The organism is Streptomyces sp. NPDC014882 (genome assembly GCF_043081325.1).
In the GTDB taxonomy this organism is placed as follows: Bacteria; Actinomycetota; Actinomycetes; order Streptomycetales; family Streptomycetaceae; genus Streptomyces.
On the sequence record NZ_JBIBWL010000001.1, the window covers coordinates 725,075 to 743,627 of the forward strand.

Genomic DNA, 18,553 nt, shown 5'->3' on the forward strand with positions numbered 1-18,553 from the left:
AGGCAGGTGCATCGGGATGATGACGCCCATCAGAACGCGCCAGGCGCGCGCCATAGCCGTGGCCATCATGGCCGGATCGCTGGCGCTGACCGGCTGCTCCGACAACAAGAAGAGCGACGCCAAGGACACCTCCAAGTCCAAGGACGACGCCGCCGCCCAGTCGAAGCCCGTCGCCTACGGCGATGTGAAGGCTTCCACCGGTCCGGCCGAGGACGTGGCGGGGGCGAAGCCCGGCGGCACGATCAACGTGTACATGCAGTCGGACATGAGCCACATGGACCCGGGGCAGATCTACGTCAGCGACGCCGGCCAGTTCGCCAACCTGATCCACCGCGGTCTGACGAACTACCAGGAGGACGACCAGGGCAACCTGACGGTCGTCGGTGACATCGCCACCGACTCCGGCAAGTCCACCGACGGCGGCAAGACCTGGACGTACACGCTGAAGGACGGCGTCAAGGACGACCAGGGCAACGTCATCACGTCCGCCGACGTCCGCCACACCGTCGAGCGGCTGTACTCGAAGGTCATCTTCGACGGCCCGACCTACCTGCAGAACTGGCTGTCGGGTTCGGACTACCGCAAGGCGCTGCCGGACGGCCCGTACAAGGGCAAGCACCTGCCGGACACCGTCCTGGAGACCCCGGACGCCAAGACGGTCGTCTTCCACTTCGACAAGCCGCGCCCGGACCTCCCGCAGGCCCTGGCCATGGCCGGCTACGGCATCGTGCCGGCGAAGCGGGACACGAAGGAGGGCTACGACAAGGCCCCCGCCTCGCTCGGCCCGTACAAGATCTCCGACTACAAGTCGGGCAAGTCGCTGACCCTGGTCAAGAACGACCAGTGGGACCCGAAGACGGACTCGGTGCGCCACCAGTACGTCAACGGCTACAACTTCACCACCACGATCGACCAGGCGAGCCAGACCAAGCGTCTGATCGCCGACCAGGGCGACGCCAAGAACGCCATCCAGTTCACGGACTCGGTGGACCCGGCCCAGCTCTCCACGGTCATCGGCAACGCCGCGGCGAAGAAGCGCACGATCCAGGGCTACCAGCCCTACGTGTGGCAGATGTCCTTCAACCTGGACCGGATGAAGGACAAGAAGGTCCGGGACGCGATCGCCTACGCCCTCCCGAGCCAGGCCATGGTCCAGGCGGACGGCGGCCGCTACGGCGGTGAGGTGGCCGGCGGTCTGATGGCGCCGACCCTGCCGGGCTTCGACCCGAAGTACGACCCGTTCGGCAAGCTGAAGAAGCCGAACGGTGACCCGGAGAAGGCGAAGGAGCTCCTGAAGGAGGCGGGTGTCAAGGAGGGCACGAAGCTCACCTACGCCTACTCCAACAGCCCCCGTGGCCAGGCCCAGATGGTCATCGTCAAGGACGCGCTGAACAAGATCGGCTTCGACATCCAGGCCAAGGAGATCGACCGCGCCTCGTTCTACGAGCAGATCGGCAAGCTGGCCAACCCGTACGACCTGTACATGACCGGCTGGGGCCAGGACTGGTCCTCCCCGTCCACCGTCATCACCCCGGTCTACGACGGCACCCAGGTCGCCGACGGCGCCTCGAACTACTCGCACATCAAGGACCCCGAGGTCGACGCCCTCATCCAGAAGGCGCTGACCCAGGAGCCGACCGAGGCCGCCAAGACCTGGGAGAAGGCCCACCACCTCATCGTGGAGAAGGTCAACCCGGCCGCCCCGGTGTACTACTCCAAGCAGATCCAGCTGTTCGGTTCGAACATCGGCGGTGCCCGGTACAGCACCGAGTCGAGCTACATCGACATCAACGACCTGTTCCTGAAGCAGCCGTAACCGGTCAGTTCTGCTGACCCGCGGGGGTGCGCGCCAGGCGGAGCGCACCCCCGCGGTCGGTACCCCTCACACCGCCGCTTTTCGAAGAGAGCATCTACCCGCCATGCTTCAGTTCCTTCTCCGCAGGCTGACCGGCGCCGTCGTGATCCTGTTCCTGATCGGCGCCTTCACCTTCTTCCTGTTCTACACAATCCCCCAGGACTTCGCCGAACTGTCCTGCGGCAAGAACTGCACCCCCGAGAACATCGCGGTGATCCGCGAGAACCTCGGTCTCGACAAGCCCATCACCGCGCAGTTCTGGGACTTCATGGTGGGCATCGTGACCGGCCGGGAATTCCCGCAGGGCCACTGCCCCGCGCCGTGCCTGGGTGTCTCCTTCAGCAGCGGCGACTTCGTCTGGGACTCCATCATGGACCGCTTCCCGCTGACGCTGTCGCTGACCGTCGGCGGCCTGGTGATCTTCCTGCTGTTCGGTCTCGGCACGGGTCTGCTCGCCGCCTGGAAGCGCGGCACGATCGTCGACAAGATCGTCAGCGGCGCCTCCATGGTGCTGAGCTCGTTCCAGATCTACTTCCTCGGTCCGATCGTCCTCGGGTTCCTCGTCTACAGCACGGGCTGGATGGACAACCCCAAGTACGTACCGTTCACGGACAACCCGGCCACCTGGTTCCTGGGCATGCTGATCCCCTGGCTCGTGATGTCCACGATCTTCACCGCGCAGTACACGCGTATGGCGCGCTCGACGATGATCGAGCAGCTGCAGGAGGAGCACGTCCGCACCGCACGCGCGAAGGGCATGAAGCGCGGATACGTCTTCTTCCGCTACGCCTGGCGCGGGTCGCTGATCCCGATCGTCACCATCATCGGCATGGACCTCAGCGGGCTCCTCGCGGGCGCCGTCGTCACCGAGTTCACCTTCGACCTGGCCGGCATCGGCCGTCTCGCGGTCGAGTCCTCGCTGACCAAGGACCTGCCCCTCACGATGGGCGTCATGCTGTTCGGGGCGTTCTTCATCCTCGTCCTGAACATCATCGTGGACCTCGCCTACGCCTACATCGACCCGCGCGTGCGCCTCGCCTAGGAGAAATACCGTGACCACACTGACCAAGTCCGAAGGCGCCCAGGCTCCGAGCGGGTCCGAGGCCTTCCTGTCGGTCCGTGATCTGCGGGTGCGGTTCTCCACCGAGGACGGCATCGTCAAGGCGGTCGACGGACTCTCCTTCGACGTCGAGCGGGGGAAGACCCTCGGCATCGTGGGCGAGTCCGGCTCGGGCAAGTCCGTGACCAACCTGACCGTCCTCGGTCTGCACAACCCCATGACCTCCACCGTCGAGGGCGAGATCGTCCTGGACGGCAAGGAGCTGGTGACGGCGACCGAGCGGGAGATGGAGAAGCTGCGCGGCAACAAGGTCGCGATGATCTTCCAGGACCCGCTCACCGCGCTCTCGCCGTACTACACGGTGGGCCGGCAGATCGCCGAGCCGTTCATGAAGCACACCGGGGCCTCCAAGAAGGAGGCGAAGGAGCGGGCCGTGGAGATGCTGACCAAGGTCGGCATCCCGCAGCCCAGGACGCGCGTCGACGACTACCCGCACCAGTTCTCCGGCGGCATGCGCCAGCGCGCGATGATCGCCATGGCGCTGGTCTGCAACCCCGACCTGCTGATCGCCGACGAGCCGACCACCGCCCTGGACGTCACCGTGCAGGCGCAGATCCTCGACCTGCTCAAGGACCTCCAGCAGGAGTTCGGCTCCGCGATCATCTTCATCACCCACGACCTCGGCGTCATCTCGCACATGGCCGACGACCTGCTGGTGATGTACTCGGGCCGGGCGGTCGAGCGCGGCAGCGTCCGCGAGGTGCTGCGCAACCCGCAGCACCCGTACACCTGGGGGCTGCTCAGCTCGATGCCGCGACTGGGCGGTGACACCTCCGAGGCGCTCATGCCGATCCCCGGCAACCCGCCCAGCCTGCTCAACCCGCCCTCGGGCTGCCCCTTCCACCCGCGCTGCGCCTTCCGGTCCGAGGTGCCCGGCACCGCGTGCTCGGACGAGCGCCCGCCGCTGGGCGAAGGGCGCGCGGCCGCCTGCCACCTGACGGCCGAGCAGAAGCAGTCCATCTTCATCGACAAGATCCAGCCCCGGCTGCGCTAGGGAGCACCGAGACATGAGCGACAACCTCACCCTCCCCACACAGCAGGGACCGACCGACACGCCGTCCGCCGAGACGCTGCTGCAGGTCGAGGGTCTGACCAAGCACTTCCCCATCTACGGCGGCTTCCCGATCAAGCGGAAGGTCGGTGCGGTCCAGGCCGTCGACGGCGTCGACCTGACCGTCGGCGTCGGCGAGAGCGTCGGCCTGGTCGGCGAGTCGGGCTGCGGCAAGTCGACCACGGGCCGGCTCATCACCCGGCTGCTGGAACCGACCGGCGGGAAGATCACGTACGCCGGGCAGGACATCACGCACGCCTCCCGGCGGCAGATCGCGCCCGTGCGGTCCGAGATCCAGATGATCTTCCAGGACCCGTACTCCTCGCTGAACCCGCGCCAGACGGTCGGCACGATCATCAAGTCGCCGATGGAGGTCAACGGGATCGACCCGCCGGGAGGCCGGGAGAAGAAGGTCCGGGAGCTGCTGGAGCTGGTCGGCCTCAACCCCGAGCACTACAACCGCTTCCCGCACGAGTTCTCCGGCGGCCAGCGCCAGCGCATCGGGGTGGCCCGCGCGCTCTCCCTGAACCCGAAGCTGATCGTCGCCGACGAGCCGGTCTCGGCGCTGGACGTGTCGATCCAGGCGCAGGTGGTCAACCTGCTGCAGAAGGTCCAGGAAGAGATGGGCATCGCCTTCCTCTTCATCGCCCACGACCTGGCGGTCGTGCGGCACTTCTCGCAGCGCCTCGCCGTGATGTACCTCGGCAAGATCGTCGAGGTCGGCGACCGCGACTCCCTCTACAACCGGCCCCGGCACCCGTACACCCACGCCCTCCTCTCCGCGGTCCCCGAGGTGGAGATCGAGGGCGAGGGCCCCGCCCGCGAGCGGATCCGGCTCTCCGGCGACGTGCCCTCGCCGATCCACCCGCCGTCCGGCTGCCGCTTCCGCACCCGCTGCTGGAAGGCGCAGGACAAGTGCGCGACGGAGGAGCCGCCGCTCGTCCAGCTCTCCGGCAACCTGGCCGGCCACCTGACGGCCTGCCACTTCCCGGAGGACCCGACCACCGAGGCCCGCGACGAGGACGTCGTCCTCGACCCGGCGCTCAAGGCGCTGGAGAACGACGCCGAGGGCGGTCCCGCCGACAAGAAGTGACCCCTTCTCCCGCTCGGCCGGCCGTGCGGCGGTGACAGTCCGCCGCAGGCCGGCCGTTCGGCTGCCACGACCCGTTCCCGGCCGGCCGTCCGGCGCGGACGCAGACGGCCGGCCGGGTCGCCGGGGCCGCGCCGGTGCCGGTGGCGGCCGGTCGGACCCCGGGGCGGTGCCGGCGGCGCCCGGTCGCCCCGGCGTGCCGCCGCTCACCCGCCCCTCACCCCCCGCCGCGCTCCGCGACGGTGATGATCTCGGGGGAGGCGGGGGTCAGCGGCCCCCGCCGCCAGTCGCCGTAGCGCCGCCGTACGGTGAGGCCGGCTTCCGCGAGGAACCGGTCGAGCCCGTCCGCGCCGAGGAACCTGAGGGTGTTGCGGGTCACCCTGGGCCGCGGCAGGAGCGGGCTCTCGAAGGTCCCGGTGAAGGTCACCCGGTCCCCGACGACCGGGTGGAGCACCTCGTGCCGCAGCCGGACCGGGGTGCCGTCCGCCGCGGTCGTCCGGTGGATCCGGTCCGGTGTCCACCGGTCCCAGGCCCGCGCCGCCGGATTGCGGGTCTCGAACACGAACCGCCCGCCGGGGACGAGGGCCGCCCGTACGGCGGCGAGGGCGCGGCGCAGCGTCTCGTCGGCCACCAGCTCCTGGAACGCGTGCCCCGTCATCACGACGAGGTCGAACTCCTCCTGCCGGCGCGTGGAGTCGAGGTCCCCGAGCACCCACTCCACGTCCACGGCCCGCCGCCGGGCCTGCACGAGCATCGCGGCCGCCGGGTCGAGCCCGGTGAGCCGCCCCCGGTGTCCGGTCTCCCGCGCCCGGGCGAGCAACCGCCCCGTGCCGCAGCCCACGTCGAGGACGGCCCCGGCCCCTCGCACCAGTTCCAGGTAGAAGTCGTCGTCCGGCCCCCAGGGGTTGAGGCCGTCGTACAGCGCGGCGAGTTCGAGATCGCCGAAAGAGGCATCGACCATGCGGAGAGTCTGCCCGCCGGAGGGGGCGGGGCGCGGAACCGCGAACCGCGGCGGGCCGGTGCGGCCGCCCGCCGCCCGCCATCGGCCACCCGCCGCCCGCGGTTCCCTGGGGTCCGGTCCCCGGAGGTCCGGCACCCGGACGGGTGGCGCGCATGTGCGGCATGAACCTTTTGCATCGATATTGGCTGATAAAGGATCAGTACGTCGATACGGACGTCGACACCGACGGCACGGCGCTCAGGTGAGGCGCGGTCAAGAGGAGGCATCCATGCGTGGAGCCACGCACGCCAGGTGGGCCGCATGCGCGGCGGCCGTAGCCCTCACGGCGACGGCCTGCGGGGGCGGCAGCGGGGGCGACAGCGGCGCGGTGCTCAGCTCCTCGTGGGGCGACCCGCAGAACCCCCTGGAGCCGGCCAACACCAACGAGGTGCAGGGCGGCAAGGTCCTCGACATGATCTTCCGGGGCCTGAAGAAGTACGACCCGGAGACCGGCAAGGCCGAGGACATGCTCGCCGAGAAGATCGAGACCTCGGACTCGCAGAACTTCACCGTCACGATCAAGGACGGCTGGACCTTCAGCAACGGCGAGAAGGTCACCGCCAAGTCCTTCGTCGACGCCTGGAACTACGGCGCCGGCCTGAAGAACAACCAGAAGAACGCCTACTTCTTCGGTTACATCGAGGGCTACGACAAGACGCACCCCGAGGACGGGAGCAAGCAGACCGCCGACACCCTCTCGGGGCTGAAGGTCGTCGACGACAAGACCTTCACCGTCAAGCTCAACCAGAAGTTCTCGACCTTCCCCGACACCCTCGGCTACCCCGCCTACGCCCCGCTGCCCCAGGCCTTCTTCACCGACCACGCCGGCTGGCTGGCCAAGCCGGTCGGCAACGGCCCCTACGCCGTCGACTCCTACACCAAGGGCTCCCAGATGAGCCTGCGCAAGTGGGCGGACTACCCCGGCGACGACGCGGCGCAGAACGGCGGCGTGGACCTGAAGGTCTACACCGACAACAACACCGCCTACACCGACCTGCTGGCCGGCAACCTCGACCTGGTCGACGACGTGCCCGCGGCCCAGCTCAAGAACGTCAAGAACGACCTGGGCGACCGCTACCTCAACACCCCCGCCGGCATCCTCCAGACCCTCGCCTTCCCGTTCTACGACCCCCAGTGGAACCGGAGCGGCTCGGACAAGGTCCGCACCGGCCTGTCGCGCGCCATCGACCGCGAGCAGATCACCGAGACGATCTTCCAGAAGACCCGCACCCCCGCCACCGACTGGACCTCACCGGTGCTCGGCGAGGACGGCGGCTTCAAGGAGGGCCTGTGCGGGGACGCCTGCGACTACGACCCGGCCGAGGCCAAGAAGCTCATCCAGGAGGGCGGCGGCCTCCCCGGCGGCCAGGTCAAGATCACGTACAACGCGGACACCGGCTCCCACAAGCAGTGGGTCGACGCCGTCTGCAACTCCATCAACAACGCCCTCGGCAACGACAAGGCCTGCGTCGGCAACCCCGTCGGCACCTTCGCCGACTTCCGCAGCCAGATCGGCGACCGGAAGATGGCCGGCCCGTTCCGGGCGGGGTGGCAGATGGACTACCCGCTCATCCAGAACTTCCTCCAGCCGCTCTACTACACCAACGCCTCCTCCAACGACGGAAAGTGGTCGAACAAGGAGTTCGACGACCTCGTGGACAAGGCCAACGCCGAGACCGACACCGGCAAGGCCGTCGAGACGTTCCAGCAGGCCGAGGAGGTCGTCCGGGACAACATGGCCGCCATCCCGCTCTGGTACCAGAACGGCAGCGCCGGCTACGCGGAGCGCCTCTCGAACGTCAAACTCAACCCGTTCTCCGTCCCGGTCTACGACGAGATCAAGGTCAGCTGACCCGCCATGGGGCGGTACGTGATCCGGCGCCTCCTCCAGATGATCCCGGTGTTCGTCGGGGCCACGCTGCTGATCTTCCTGATGGTCAACGTGATGGGCGACCCCATCGCGGGCCTCTGCGGCGACCGGCAGTGCGACCCCGCCACCGCCGCCCAGCTGAAGAGGGAGTTCGGCCTCGACAAGCCGGTCTGGCAGCAGTACCTGACCTACATGGGGAACGTCTTCACCGGCGACTTCGGGACGGCGTTCAACGGCCAGCCGGTCACCGAGCTGATGGCCTCGGCGTTCCCCGTCACCATCCGGCTGACGATCGTGGCGATCCTCTTCGAGATCGTCATCGGCATCACCCTCGGGGTCGTCACCGGCCTGCGCCGCGGCCACCCCGTCGACACCGGCGTCCTGCTCGTCACCCTCGTCGTGATCTCCGTCCCCACCTTCGTCACCGGCCTGCTGCTCCAGCTGCTGCTCGGCGTCGAGTGGGGCTGGATCAAACCGTCGGTGTCCCCGGACGCCGCGTTCGGCGAGCTGATCGTGCCGGGCCTGGTCCTGGCGAGCGTCTCCCTGGCCTACGTCACCCGCCTGACCCGCACCTCCATCGCGGAGAACAGACGGTCCGACTACGTCCGCACGGCCGTCGCCAAGGGCCTGCCGAGGCGCCGCGTCGTCACCCGCCACCTGCTGCGCAACTCGCTCATCCCCGTCGTCACCTTCATCGGCACCGACATCGGCGCCCTGATGGGCGGCGCGATCGTCACCGAGCGCATCTTCAACATCCACGGCGTCGGCTTCCAGCTCTACCAGGGCATCCTCCGTCAGAACACCCAGACCGTCGTCGGCTTCGTGACCGTCCTCGTCCTGGTCTTCCTGGTGGCCAACCTGCTCGTCGACCTCCTGTACGCCGTACTCGACCCGAGGATCCGCTATGCCTGAACCGATGCCGCCGGAGCCCCGCCCGCCCTCCGGCGGGGGCCACGCCCCGGAGGAGGACGGCGCCGTCGCCGCGACGGGCATGGGCGGCGCGATGGACCTCGCCACCTCCGAGGGCGAGACCCTGGAGAAGGCGCCCGGCCCGGACGGCACCGGCCCCGGGGAGCCGGACACATCGGCCGCCTCCGGCGAACGGGCCCGCTCCCTGTGGTCCGACGCCTGGCGCGACCTGCGCCGCAACCCGGTCTTCATCGTCTCCGCCCTGGTCATCCTCTTCCTGGTGTTCATCTCCCTGTGGCCCTCGGCGATCGCCTCCGGCTCCCCCCTGAAGTGCGACCTCGCCAAGGCCCAGGAGGGCTCCCAGCCGGGCGCCCCGTTCGGCTACGACGGCCAGGGCTGCAACGTGTACACCCGCACCGTCTACGGCGCCCGCACGTCCGTCACGGTCGGCGTCCTGGCCACCCTCGGCGTCGCCCTGTTCGGCAGCGTCCTCGGCGGGCTCGCCGGCTTCTTCGGCGGGACGTGGGACTCGGTCCTGTCCCGGATCACCGACATCTTCTTCGCCATCCCGGTCGTCCTCGGCGGCCTGGTCCTGCTCTCCGTGGTCACCAGCAACACCGTCTGGCCCGTCATCGGGTTCATGGTGCTGCTCGGCTGGCCGCAGATCTCCCGCATCGCCCGCGGCTCGGTCATCACCGCCAAGCAGAACGACTACGTCCAGGCCGCGCGGGCCCTCGGCGCCTCCCACTCCCGCATGCTGCTGCGGCACATCACGCCCAACGCCGTCGCCCCCGTGATCGTCGTGGCGACCATCGCGCTCGGCACGTACATCGCCCTGGAGGCCACCCTGTCCTACCTCGGGGTCGGCCTGAAGCCGCCGACCGTCTCCTGGGGCATCGACATCTCCGCCGCCTCGCCGTACATCCGCAACGCGCCGCACGCGCTGCTGTGGCCCTCCGGCGCCCTGGCGCTCACCGTGCTGGCGTTCATCATGCTCGGCGACGCGGTGCGCGACGCCCTCGACCCCAAGCTGAGGTGAGCACCGCATGCTGCTCGAAGTACGCGACCTGCACGTGGAGTTCCGCACCCGCGACGGGATCGCCAAGGCCGTCAACGGCGTCACCTACGGCGTCGACGCGGGCGAGACCCTCGCCGTGCTGGGGGAGTCCGGCTCCGGCAAGTCCGTCACCGCCCAGGCCGTCATGGGCATCCTGGACGTCCCGCCCGGCCGGATCACCGGCGGCCAGATCCTCTTCCAGGGCCGGGACCTGCTGCCCCTCAAGGAGGACGAGCGCCGCAAGGTCCGGGGCGCCGGAATGGCGATGATCTTCCAGGACGCGCTGTCCTCGCTCAACCCCGTCCTCTCCGTGGGCGACCAACTCGGCGAGATGTTCGTCGTGCACCGCGGCATGTCGAAGAAGGACGCCCGCGCCCGGGCCGTCGAGCTGATGGACCGGGTCCGCATCCCGGCGGCGAAGGAGCGGGTCCGGCAGTACCCGCACCAGTTCTCCGGCGGCATGCGCCAGCGCATCATGATCGCGATGGCGATGGCCCTGGAACCCGCGCTGATCATCGCGGACGAGCCGACCACCGCCCTCGACGTCACCGTCCAGGCGCAGGTCATGGACCTGCTCGCGGAGCTGCAGCGCGAGCTGCGCATGGGGCTCGTCCTGATCACCCACGACCTCGGCGTGGTCGCCGACGTCGCCGACCGCATCGCCGTGATGTACGCGGGCCGGATCGTGGAGTCGGCGCCCGTCCACGACATCTACAAGGCGCCCGCCCACCCCTACACCCGCGGCCTGCTCGACTCCATCCCGCGCCTGGACCAGAAGGGCCGGGAGCTGTACGCCATCAAGGGACTGCCGCCCAACCTCATGCACATCCCGCCGGGCTGCGCCTTCCACCCGCGCTGCCCGATGGCCCGGGACGTGTGCCGCACCGACGAGCCGCCGCTGTACGAGGTGGACGAGGAGCGGGGCAGCGCCTGCCACTTCTGGAGGGAGTGCCTGCATGGCCAGTACCCCGGCTGACACGGCCGCCCCGGCCGTCACGTCGGCCGAGCCGATCCTCGAGGTGACCGGGCTCGTCAAGCACTACCCGCTCACCCGGGGCGTCCTCTTCAAGAAGCAGGTCGGCGCGGTCAGGGCCGTCGACGGCGTCGACTTCACCCTCCGCCGCGGCGAGACCCTCGGCATCGTGGGGGAGTCCGGCTGCGGCAAGTCCACGGTCGCCAAGATGCTGGTCAACCTGGAGAAGCCGACGGGCGGGACGATCCGCTACAAGGGCGACGACATCACCCGGCTGTCGGGGAAGGCCCTGCGGGCCGTGCGCCGCAACATCCAGATGGTCTTCCAGGACCCGTACACCTCCCTCAACCCCCGCATGACGGTGGGCGACATCATCGGGGAGCCGTACGAGATCCACCCCGAGGTGGCGCCCAAGGGCGACCGGCGCAGGAAGGTCCAGGACCTGCTGGACGTGGTCGGCCTCAACCCCGAGTACATCAACCGCTACCCGCACCAGTTCTCCGGCGGCCAGCGCCAGCGCATCGGCATCGCGCGGGGACTCGCCCTGCGCCCCGAGGTGATCGTCGCCGACGAGCCGGTGTCCGCCCTCGACGTGTCCGTGCAGGCGCAGGTCGTCAACCTGCTGGCGAGCCTCCAGAGCGAGTTCGACCTCTCGTACGTCTTCATCGCGCACGACCTGTCGATCGTCCGGCACATCTCCGACCGGGTCGGGGTGATGTACCTCGGACGGATCGTGGAGACCGGCCGGGACGCCGAGATCTACGACCACCCCACCCACCCGTACACCCAGGCACTGCTCTCCGCGGTGCCCGTGCCGGATCCGGAGGCGCGCGAGCACCGGGAACGGATCATCCTCTCCGGGGACGTGCCCTCGCCGACGGACATCCCCTCCGGCTGCCGCTTCCGCACCCGCTGCTGGAAGGCGCGGGAGCGGTGCGCCCGGGAGGTGCCGGCCCTGGCCGTCCCGGCGGAGTTCCGCCACACGGGCGGCCCCGCGGCCCACGACTCCGCCTGCCACTTCGCGGAGGAGAAGCGGGTGGTGCCGCCCGAGGGGACCCGGGAAGATCACGGGAAAGAGGGGACATAGGTGCGCATATAAGCCGCAACCGCGTTAACACGCAGGCAACTCGACCGACGCGATTCCGATATACGGACACGTCACGCTGAACGGCGTACGGCCGTGCGGGTGCCGTGAAACGGGCCGGGAGCGCCATGTCTCCCGGCCCGTTGCCGTGCCTAGGCCAGGCCCAGGGAGCGGCGCAGGAAGTCCAGTTGGAGGCGGAGCAGGTTCTCGGCGACCGTCTCCTGGGGGGTCATGTGCGTGACGCCGGCCAGCGGCAGGACCTCGTGCGGGCGGCCGGCGGCGAGCAGGGCCGAGGACAGCCGCAGGGAATGGGCGACCACCACGTTGTCGTCGGCGAGGCCGTGGATGATCATCATCGGACGGGCCGGTTCGGCGGCGTCGACCAGTCCCGCGTCGTCCACCAGGGAGTTCCGGCGGTAGACCTCCGGCCGCTGCCCGGGGTGCCCGAGGTAGCGCTCCTGGTAGTGGGTGTCGTACAGGCGCAGGTCGGTGACCGGGGCGCCGACCACCGCCGCGTGGAACACGTCGGGCCGGCGCAGCACCGCGAGCGCCGCCAGATAACCGCCGAAGGACCAGCCGCGGACGGCGACCCGGCTCAGATCGAGCGGGAAGTCGGCGGCCAGCGCCTGGAGGGCGTCGACCTGGTCCTGGAGCACGACGGCCGCCAGATCGTCCCTGACCGCCTTCTCCCAGGCCGGTGAGCGCCCCGGCGTGCCCCGCCCGTCGGCGACGACCACCGCGAACCCCTGGTCGGCGAACCACTGCGAGGTGAGGTGGGCGTTGTGCGCGGCGAGCACGCGGGACCCGTGCGGGCCGCCGTAGGGGTCCAGCAGGACCGGGAGCGAGGTGTCACCGGGGTAGTCCGTAGGCATAAGCACGGCGCACGGGATGCGCCGTGCGCCCCCCTGGGTGAGGGTCACGCGGGGCGAGAGGCCGGGATCCTCCGCGTACGACCGGACGGTGACCGCCGCCCCCCGGCCCCCGCCCGGAGCCGCCCCCGCCTCCCTGCGGCCGCCCTCCCGCAGCACCCGCACCCGGCTCCCGGGCCGGTCCGGGGTCGCCGAGACCAGGACGGTCACGCCCCCGGCCCGCACCGCCGAGTGCACGCCCGGCTCGTCGGACACGCGCTCCACACCGAGTTCGTTGACGCGGTAGACGTGCACCTCGCCGATCTCGGGGAGCTCCGCGGACTCCCCGGCCGAGGCCGCGACCAGCACGTCGTCGGCCGTCACGTCCAGTACGGCGCGGACGTGCAACGCGGCTCCCGTCAGCGGGCGTTCGCCGACCGCGAGGACCCGGGCGCCGCCCTCGTCGGCGATGCGCACCAGCTGCCCGGAGGGGCTCCAGCAGGGCACCCCGGGGAAAAGATCAAGCCAAATCGGATCCTCGTCGGCGTGCACCATCCGGGTCGCCCCGGAGGCGGTGTCGACCGCGAGGTACAGCTGGCTGCGCTGGTCGCGCGCCTGGACGAGCAGCAGGGGGGCACCCGCCGCTGACCAGTGCACTCGCGCCAGGTACGGGTAGCGTGCCCGGTCCCAGACGACCTCCGTGCGCACCCCGTCGAGACCGAGCACGAACAGCCGCACGTCGGCGTTGGCCGTCCCGGCAGCCGGATACGGGACGTGTCGTGGCTCACGTTTCGGCTGGGACGGATCGGAGATCCACCAGCGCTCCACCGGCGTGTCGTCCACCCGCGCCACCAGCAGCCGGTCGGACTCCGGAGCCCACCAGAACCCCCGCGAACGGCCCATTTCCTCCGCCGCGACGAACTCGGCCAATCCGTACGAAACCCCCTCCGACTCCGGCTCGGCGAGCGCCACGTCGCCCTCGCCCCCGGCGCCCACGACCCGCAGGGCACCCCGCGCGACGTACGCGACGAACCGCCCGTCGGGGGACGGCCGGGGGTCGATCACCGGTCCGGGAGTGCGGATCCCGCGCGCCGTGCCGGCCCGCAGCTCCGCCGTGAAAAGCCGCCCCGACAAGGTGAAAGACGCCAGCTCGACGGCCGTGTCGGTGGCGTACCCGACGATCCCGGCGCCCCCTTCCCGGCTGCGCTCGCGGCGCGCCCGCTCCTCGGGGGAGAGGTCCTCCGGGCCGCCGCCGAGGAGGACGCGCGGATCCGCGGCCAGGTGCTCCCGGCCGTCCGCCGGATCGAGGACCCACAGCGCGTTGCTGCGGTCGTCGCCGGCCGAGGAGCGCAGGAAGGCCACCCGGGAGCCGTCGGGCGCCACCGTGAACGAACGCGGCGCGCCGAGCGTGAAGCGCTGGGTCCGGGCGTGCCGGCGGGGGAAGGAGTCGGACTCGGTCGTCATGCCATGACCATATTGGCCATGCGCCCCCTTGTGCGGCTGTGCGCCGAGAGATGCGCACGCACCGACAGTTATGATCACTAGCGCTGTGTGGGTATGAACCTGCTGGCTGTTGTACGGATTTACAGCTTCCCTAGCTCTGTCGTCCCCCACGTAACCGGGTTCTTGGAGGTGAGCCGCCGTGGCACTCTCGATTTCGGCGGTGGTGCTGCTGGCGATCATCGTCTTCTTGTTGATCAAGAAGTCAGGACTGAAGGGCGGTCACGCGGTTGTCTGCATGCTTCTCGGCTTCTACCTCGCCTCCTCCACGATGGCGGGGACGATCAACGACCTGACGACGAGCGTCGCGAGCATGATCGGCAGCATCAAGTTCTGAGCGGCGCGACCCCGCGTCCGTCCGTGCGTCTGCCCCTGCGGCGCCGATGCATGCACGCCTCGTAGGGTTGCCCCATGACGGAACTGCCAGCCCGGCGTCTGCTGCTGGTGCACGCGCACCCGGACGACGAGTCGATCAACAACGGCGCGACCATGGCCAGGTACGCGGCCGAGGGCGCCCAGGTGGCCCTGGTCACCTGCACCCTCGGCGAGCGTGGCGAGGTCATCCCGCCGCAGCTGCGGCACCTCACCGGTGCCGCCCTGGGCGAGTGGCGCCTGCGTGAACTCACCGCCGCCATGGGCGAACTGGGCGTCGGTGACTTCCGGCTGCTCGGCGGCGCCGGGCGGTACGCCGACTCCGGGATGATGGGCCTGCCCGACAACGACGACCCCGCCGCCTTCTGGCAGGCCGACGTCGACGCCGCCGCCGGGGAGCTCGCCGGGACGATCCTCGCCCTGCGCCCCCAGGTCCTCGTCACCTACGACGACCACGGCGGCTACGGCCACCCCGACCACATCCAGGCCCACCGCGTCGCCACGCGGGCCGTCGAGCTGGCCGACCGGGCCGGCTGGAGCGTGCCCAAGGTGTACTGGAACCGCCTCCCGCGTTCCGTCGTCGAGGCCGCCTTCGCCCGGCTCGCGCGGGAGCTGCCCGACCTGCCCTTCGACCGGAGCGCCGCCGTGGCGGACGTACCCGGCGTCGTCGACGACGAGCGGATCACCACCGAGATCGACGGCCGCGCGTACGCCGCCGCCAAGGCCGCCGCGATGCGCGCGCACGCCACCCAGATCGAGGTCGCCCCCGACGGCGGGTCCTTCGTGCTCTCCAACGAGCTGGCCCAGCCCCTGTTCACCACCGAGTACTACGAACTCGTCCGCGGGCCGCGGACGCGGGAGCGGGAGACCGACCTGTTCGCCGGCATCGAGGAGACGCCCTGATGGCCGGCCCCGGCTCCTTCCTCGCCCAGCCCCTCCGGCGCCCCTCCGGCGCACGGATCGCCGCCCACCTCGGGCTCCTGCTCCTCGGCGCCCTCACCGCGCTGGCCGGGGCGCTCCTGCAGGCCGGCTGGTTCCCCGGCGGCCTGCTGCTCGCGCTCGCGGGCGCCGCCGGGCTGTTCCTCGGCGGCGCGCGGGCCCTCGGCAGCCGGGCCGGGGCCGTCGCGCCCGCCGCCGGCTGGATGATCGCCGTCGTCCTGCTCACCGCTGGCCGCCCCGAGGGCGACTTCCTGTTCGCCGCGGGAGGCGGTTCCTACCTCTTCCTGCTCGGCGGCATGGCCCTCGCTGTGATCTGCGCCACCATCGGCTGGGGACGGCAACCTGTCGGCGACGGCGTCCGACTTGGCAAGTGACGTACCACTTCGCCGCGGCACGGGCGTGCGAGTCCCGTGACGGTTTCGGCGGCGGTCATGGGATACCGGCCATAAGTGGCCAGTATGGTGGTGCGCGCCGCCGAGCTGCCCGTGAGGTCGTGGCGGGCGGCGGAGCCAACCTGGAGAACCTGCCTTGAGTCGTGAAACTGACAGTCCGTCCTCCGGGCCCAACGGGTCCAACGGGCGCGGCGGAGCCGCCTACCCCTCGGGCACGCCGCCCTACGGCACCCCGATGGTGTCCGACGGCGGCCCGGACGCGGGCCGTTCGGCCGCACGGCCGGAGGAACGCAAGACCGAGACCACGCTGACGACCCGGATCCGGATCAACATCCCCGGGTCGCGTCCCATCCCGCCGGTCGTCGTACGCAAGCCCGTCAACGAGGCGGACGACGCGGGCGACGGCGGCGCCGACGCGCAGGGCGCGGGCCCCTCCGGCACCGCGTCCGGCGCCCCCGCGACCGGTACCCCCGGACGTCCGGGAGCCGGCGGCGCCGCCGAGGCGCCCGGCGACCACGCGCCGGCGGCCGAGGAGAAGACGCCCAGCGACTGGTTCGCGCCACGCAGGTCCGGCCCCGCCAAGGGCGGTCAGGGCGGCCCCGCGGGCGGCGGCGACCCGGCGGCCGCCCCGGTCCCCGGCACGCCCCCCGGCGCCCCCTCCGCCCCGCCCGCGCCCGGCGCGGGCGCCGGTGCGCCCGGCGGCGCGCGCCCGGCGGCCGGACGGCCCGGCGGCGCGACCGGCGCCCCGGGCGCCGCCCGCCCCGGCGGTGCCAGCGGCGCCGGCATGTCCGGTGCCACCGGCGGTCCGGTGGCCCCCGGGCACGGCGGCGGCACCGGTTCCTTCGACGTGACCGAGGCGCTCGCCGCGGGCCCCCTCGGCAACGGCGGCCGTCCGGGGCAGGGCGGCGGCCGGATACAGGTCGGTCCGGGGCAGGGCGGCGGACCCGAGCCGCGCCCCGACGACCTGCGGTACTTCGCCGACAACGAGAGCGGTGCCGACGGCAACGGGAGCGGCAACGGGAGCGGCCAAACCGGCCGCCCCGGGCCGAGCGGCCCGGCCGGCGGCCCCGGTGCCGCCTACGACTTCAACGGGCCGGAAGGCCCCGTCGGCCGAGCGGGCCGGGGCGGCCCGCAGGGCCCCGCCGGGCCCACCGGCGGCCCGGTGACCGGTGACGGCCCGATGGTGCCGCCGATGAACGGCGGAGCCGCGGGCACGGTTCCGGGCGCCGGCGCGGGCGCCGTCCGCCATCCCGGCGGCGGCCTCAGCGACGACACCGCGATCCTCACCCCGCAGCAGCCGGCCTCCGGGCCCGGCGCCGGCGGCTACGGCCGGCACGACAACGTCTCCGGACACACCGTCACCAGTGGCATCCCGGTCGTTCCCACGGCCGGTCAGGGACCCGGCCCGGGCGGCCCGTTCGCGCCCGGCGGCCACCCCGACGGGCCGCTGCCGCACACCCCGCCCAAGGCGCCCGAACCGGTCGAGCGGCAGGCGCCCGCGGCCGGCCCGAAGCAGAAAAAGAAGAAGGGCCGCAGCAAGCTGGTCCTGCTCGGCGGCCTGGTGGTGGTCGCCGCGGCCGGCGCCTACGGGGCCGGACTGCTGATGAACCACTCCGACGTGCCCAAGGGCACCGCCGTGCTCGGCGTGGACATCGGCGGCGGCACCCGCGACGACGCCGTCAAGAAGCTCGACGACGCCTTCGGGAGCCGGGTGAAGCAGACGCTGAAGCTGTCCGTGGACGGAGGCACCGTCACCCTCAAGCCGGACCAGGCGGGCCTGCAGTTCGACGTGCAGGCCACCGTCGACGCGGCCGCCGGGAGCGACTACAACCCCGTCTCGGTGATCGGCTCGCTGTTCGGCGAGCACCGCGAGATCGAGCCCGTGATGCCGGTCGACGAGGAGAAGCTCCAGGCGGCCCTGGAGAACGCCGCGGGCGGCTCCGGCTCGGCCACCGACGGCACGATCGAGTTCACGTCCGGCAAGGCCGTCGCCGTGTACGGCAAGGCGGGCAAGGGCATCGACGCGGCCAAGGCGCAGGCGGCCGTCGTGGAGGCCTACCGCGGCCAGGTCGAGACCGGCACGCCCACCGCGGTGAAGGTCCCGACGACGACGAAGCAGCCCACGGTGCCCGACGCCGAGGTCGACCGGATGATGAAGGAGTTCGCCGAACCGGCGATGTCCGGCAACGTCACCGTCCAGACCGACGCCGCGCACTCCGTGCCGATGAGCCCGAAGAACTCCCTGTGGAAGTTCCTCGGCGTCAAGGCCGTCGACGGCAAACTCGTCGAGAGCTACGACGAGGCCGCGCTGAAGGAGCTGTACGGCGGCGCCTTCGACGACGTCCTCATCACCCGCGGCACCGGCCAGAAGACGCCCGTCACGGTCCAGGACGTCATCAGCGCCCTGCGCCCGGCCCTGACGAGCAGGACGGACCGGCTCGCGGTCATCGACACCGACCCGAGCTGACCCGGGGCGGACGACACGCGCAGGGC

The 18,553-nt window shown here is 71.2% G+C and carries 15 protein-coding genes; 13 read left to right on the plus strand and 2 right to left on the minus strand.

From position 1 onward, the window contains the following. The first annotated feature begins 19 nt into the window (after positions 1-19). The 4 genes from ACF09K_RS03245 (at position 20) to ACF09K_RS03260 (ending at position 5,119) form a co-directional block, all read left to right on the plus strand. Positions 20-1,816, plus strand: a complete 1,797-nt coding sequence (locus tag ACF09K_RS03245) for an ABC transporter substrate-binding protein (protein WP_392241024.1) — start codon at positions 20-22, stop codon at positions 1,814-1,816. A 103-nt stretch (positions 1,817-1,919) separates the two neighbouring features. Beyond that, positions 1,920-2,897, plus strand: a complete 978-nt coding sequence (locus tag ACF09K_RS03250) for an ABC transporter permease (RefSeq protein WP_392240742.1) — start codon at positions 1,920-1,922, stop codon at positions 2,895-2,897. A gap of 10 nt (positions 2,898-2,907) precedes the next feature. Next, positions 2,908-3,969 (plus strand): ABC transporter ATP-binding protein, encoded by a 1,062-nt coding sequence (locus ACF09K_RS03255; RefSeq protein WP_392240743.1) that lies wholly within the window; start codon positions 2,908-2,910, stop codon positions 3,967-3,969. A gap of 13 nt (positions 3,970-3,982) precedes the next feature. Next, the gene (locus ACF09K_RS03260) at positions 3,983-5,119 is read left to right on the plus strand and encodes an ABC transporter ATP-binding protein (protein WP_392240744.1); all 1,137 of its coding nucleotides are present in this window, start codon (positions 3,983-3,985) and stop codon (positions 5,117-5,119) included. 214 nt (positions 5,120-5,333) lie between these two features. Here the strand turns inward: ACF09K_RS03260 and ACF09K_RS03265 are convergent, their stop codons facing one another. Continuing rightward, the gene (locus ACF09K_RS03265) at positions 5,334-6,077 is read right to left on the minus strand and encodes a class I SAM-dependent methyltransferase (protein ID WP_392240745.1); all 744 of its coding nucleotides are present in this window, start codon (positions 6,075-6,077) and stop codon (positions 5,334-5,336) included. Positions 6,078-6,345: 268 nt separating this feature from the next. On the opposite strand from ACF09K_RS03265, the gene ACF09K_RS03270 reads away from it, so the two are divergent. The 5 genes from ACF09K_RS03270 to ACF09K_RS03290 are packed head-to-tail and all read left to right on the plus strand — an operon-like array spanning position 6,346 to position 12,012. Then, positions 6,346-7,968: an ABC transporter substrate-binding protein gene (locus tag ACF09K_RS03270; protein WP_392240746.1), complete on the plus strand. Its 1,623-nt coding sequence runs from the start codon at positions 6,346-6,348 to the stop codon at positions 7,966-7,968. A gap of 6 nt (positions 7,969-7,974) precedes the next feature. Continuing rightward, positions 7,975-8,898 carry an ABC transporter permease gene (locus tag ACF09K_RS03275; protein ID WP_392240747.1) on the plus strand — a complete coding sequence of 308 codons (924 nt, stop codon included), beginning with the start codon at positions 7,975-7,977 and terminating at the stop codon, positions 8,896-8,898. A gap of 4 nt (positions 8,899-8,902) precedes the next feature. Then, positions 8,903-9,934: an ABC transporter permease gene (locus ACF09K_RS03280; RefSeq protein WP_392241025.1), complete on the plus strand. Its 1,032-nt coding sequence runs from the start codon at positions 8,903-8,905 to the stop codon at positions 9,932-9,934. Between the two features lie 7 nt (positions 9,935-9,941). Continuing rightward, the gene (locus ACF09K_RS03285) at positions 9,942-10,928 is read left to right on the plus strand and encodes an ABC transporter ATP-binding protein (protein WP_392240748.1); all 987 of its coding nucleotides are present in this window, start codon (positions 9,942-9,944) and stop codon (positions 10,926-10,928) included. Continuing rightward, positions 10,909-12,012 (plus strand): ABC transporter ATP-binding protein, encoded by a 1,104-nt coding sequence (locus tag ACF09K_RS03290; protein WP_392240749.1) that lies wholly within the window; start codon positions 10,909-10,911, stop codon positions 12,010-12,012. Before ACF09K_RS03285 ends, ACF09K_RS03290 begins: the two co-directional genes overlap by 20 nt. A gap of 149 nt (positions 12,013-12,161) precedes the next feature. On the opposite strand, the gene ACF09K_RS03295 is transcribed toward ACF09K_RS03290, so the two are convergent. Continuing rightward, the gene (locus tag ACF09K_RS03295) at positions 12,162-14,321 is read right to left on the minus strand and encodes a prolyl oligopeptidase family serine peptidase (protein WP_392240750.1); all 2,160 of its coding nucleotides are present in this window, start codon (positions 14,319-14,321) and stop codon (positions 12,162-12,164) included. Positions 14,322-14,499: 178 nt separating this feature from the next. Between ACF09K_RS03295 and ACF09K_RS03300 the strand changes: the two genes are divergently transcribed. From ACF09K_RS03300 to ACF09K_RS03315, 4 genes are all read left to right on the plus strand, one after another. Beyond that, positions 14,500-14,694, plus strand: coding sequence for a hypothetical protein (locus tag ACF09K_RS03300; protein ID WP_055635483.1), 195 nt, complete (start codon positions 14,500-14,502; stop codon positions 14,692-14,694). Positions 14,695-14,768: 74 nt separating this feature from the next. Continuing rightward, positions 14,769-15,632, plus strand: a complete 864-nt coding sequence (gene mshB / locus ACF09K_RS03305; RefSeq protein ID WP_392240751.1) for an N-acetyl-1-D-myo-inositol-2-amino-2-deoxy-alpha-D-glucopyranoside deacetylase — start codon at positions 14,769-14,771, stop codon at positions 15,630-15,632. Next, positions 15,632-16,042 (plus strand): DUF6113 family protein, encoded by a 411-nt coding sequence (locus ACF09K_RS03310; RefSeq protein ID WP_392240752.1) that lies wholly within the window; start codon positions 15,632-15,634, stop codon positions 16,040-16,042. The genes mshB and ACF09K_RS03310 overlap by 1 nt, the downstream gene beginning before the upstream one ends. Before the next feature lie 154 nt (positions 16,043-16,196). Continuing rightward, the gene (locus ACF09K_RS03315; RefSeq protein ID WP_392240753.1) at positions 16,197-18,527 is read left to right on the plus strand and encodes a hypothetical protein; all 2,331 of its coding nucleotides are present in this window, start codon (positions 16,197-16,199) and stop codon (positions 18,525-18,527) included. The last annotated feature ends 26 nt before the right edge of the window (positions 18,528-18,553 follow it).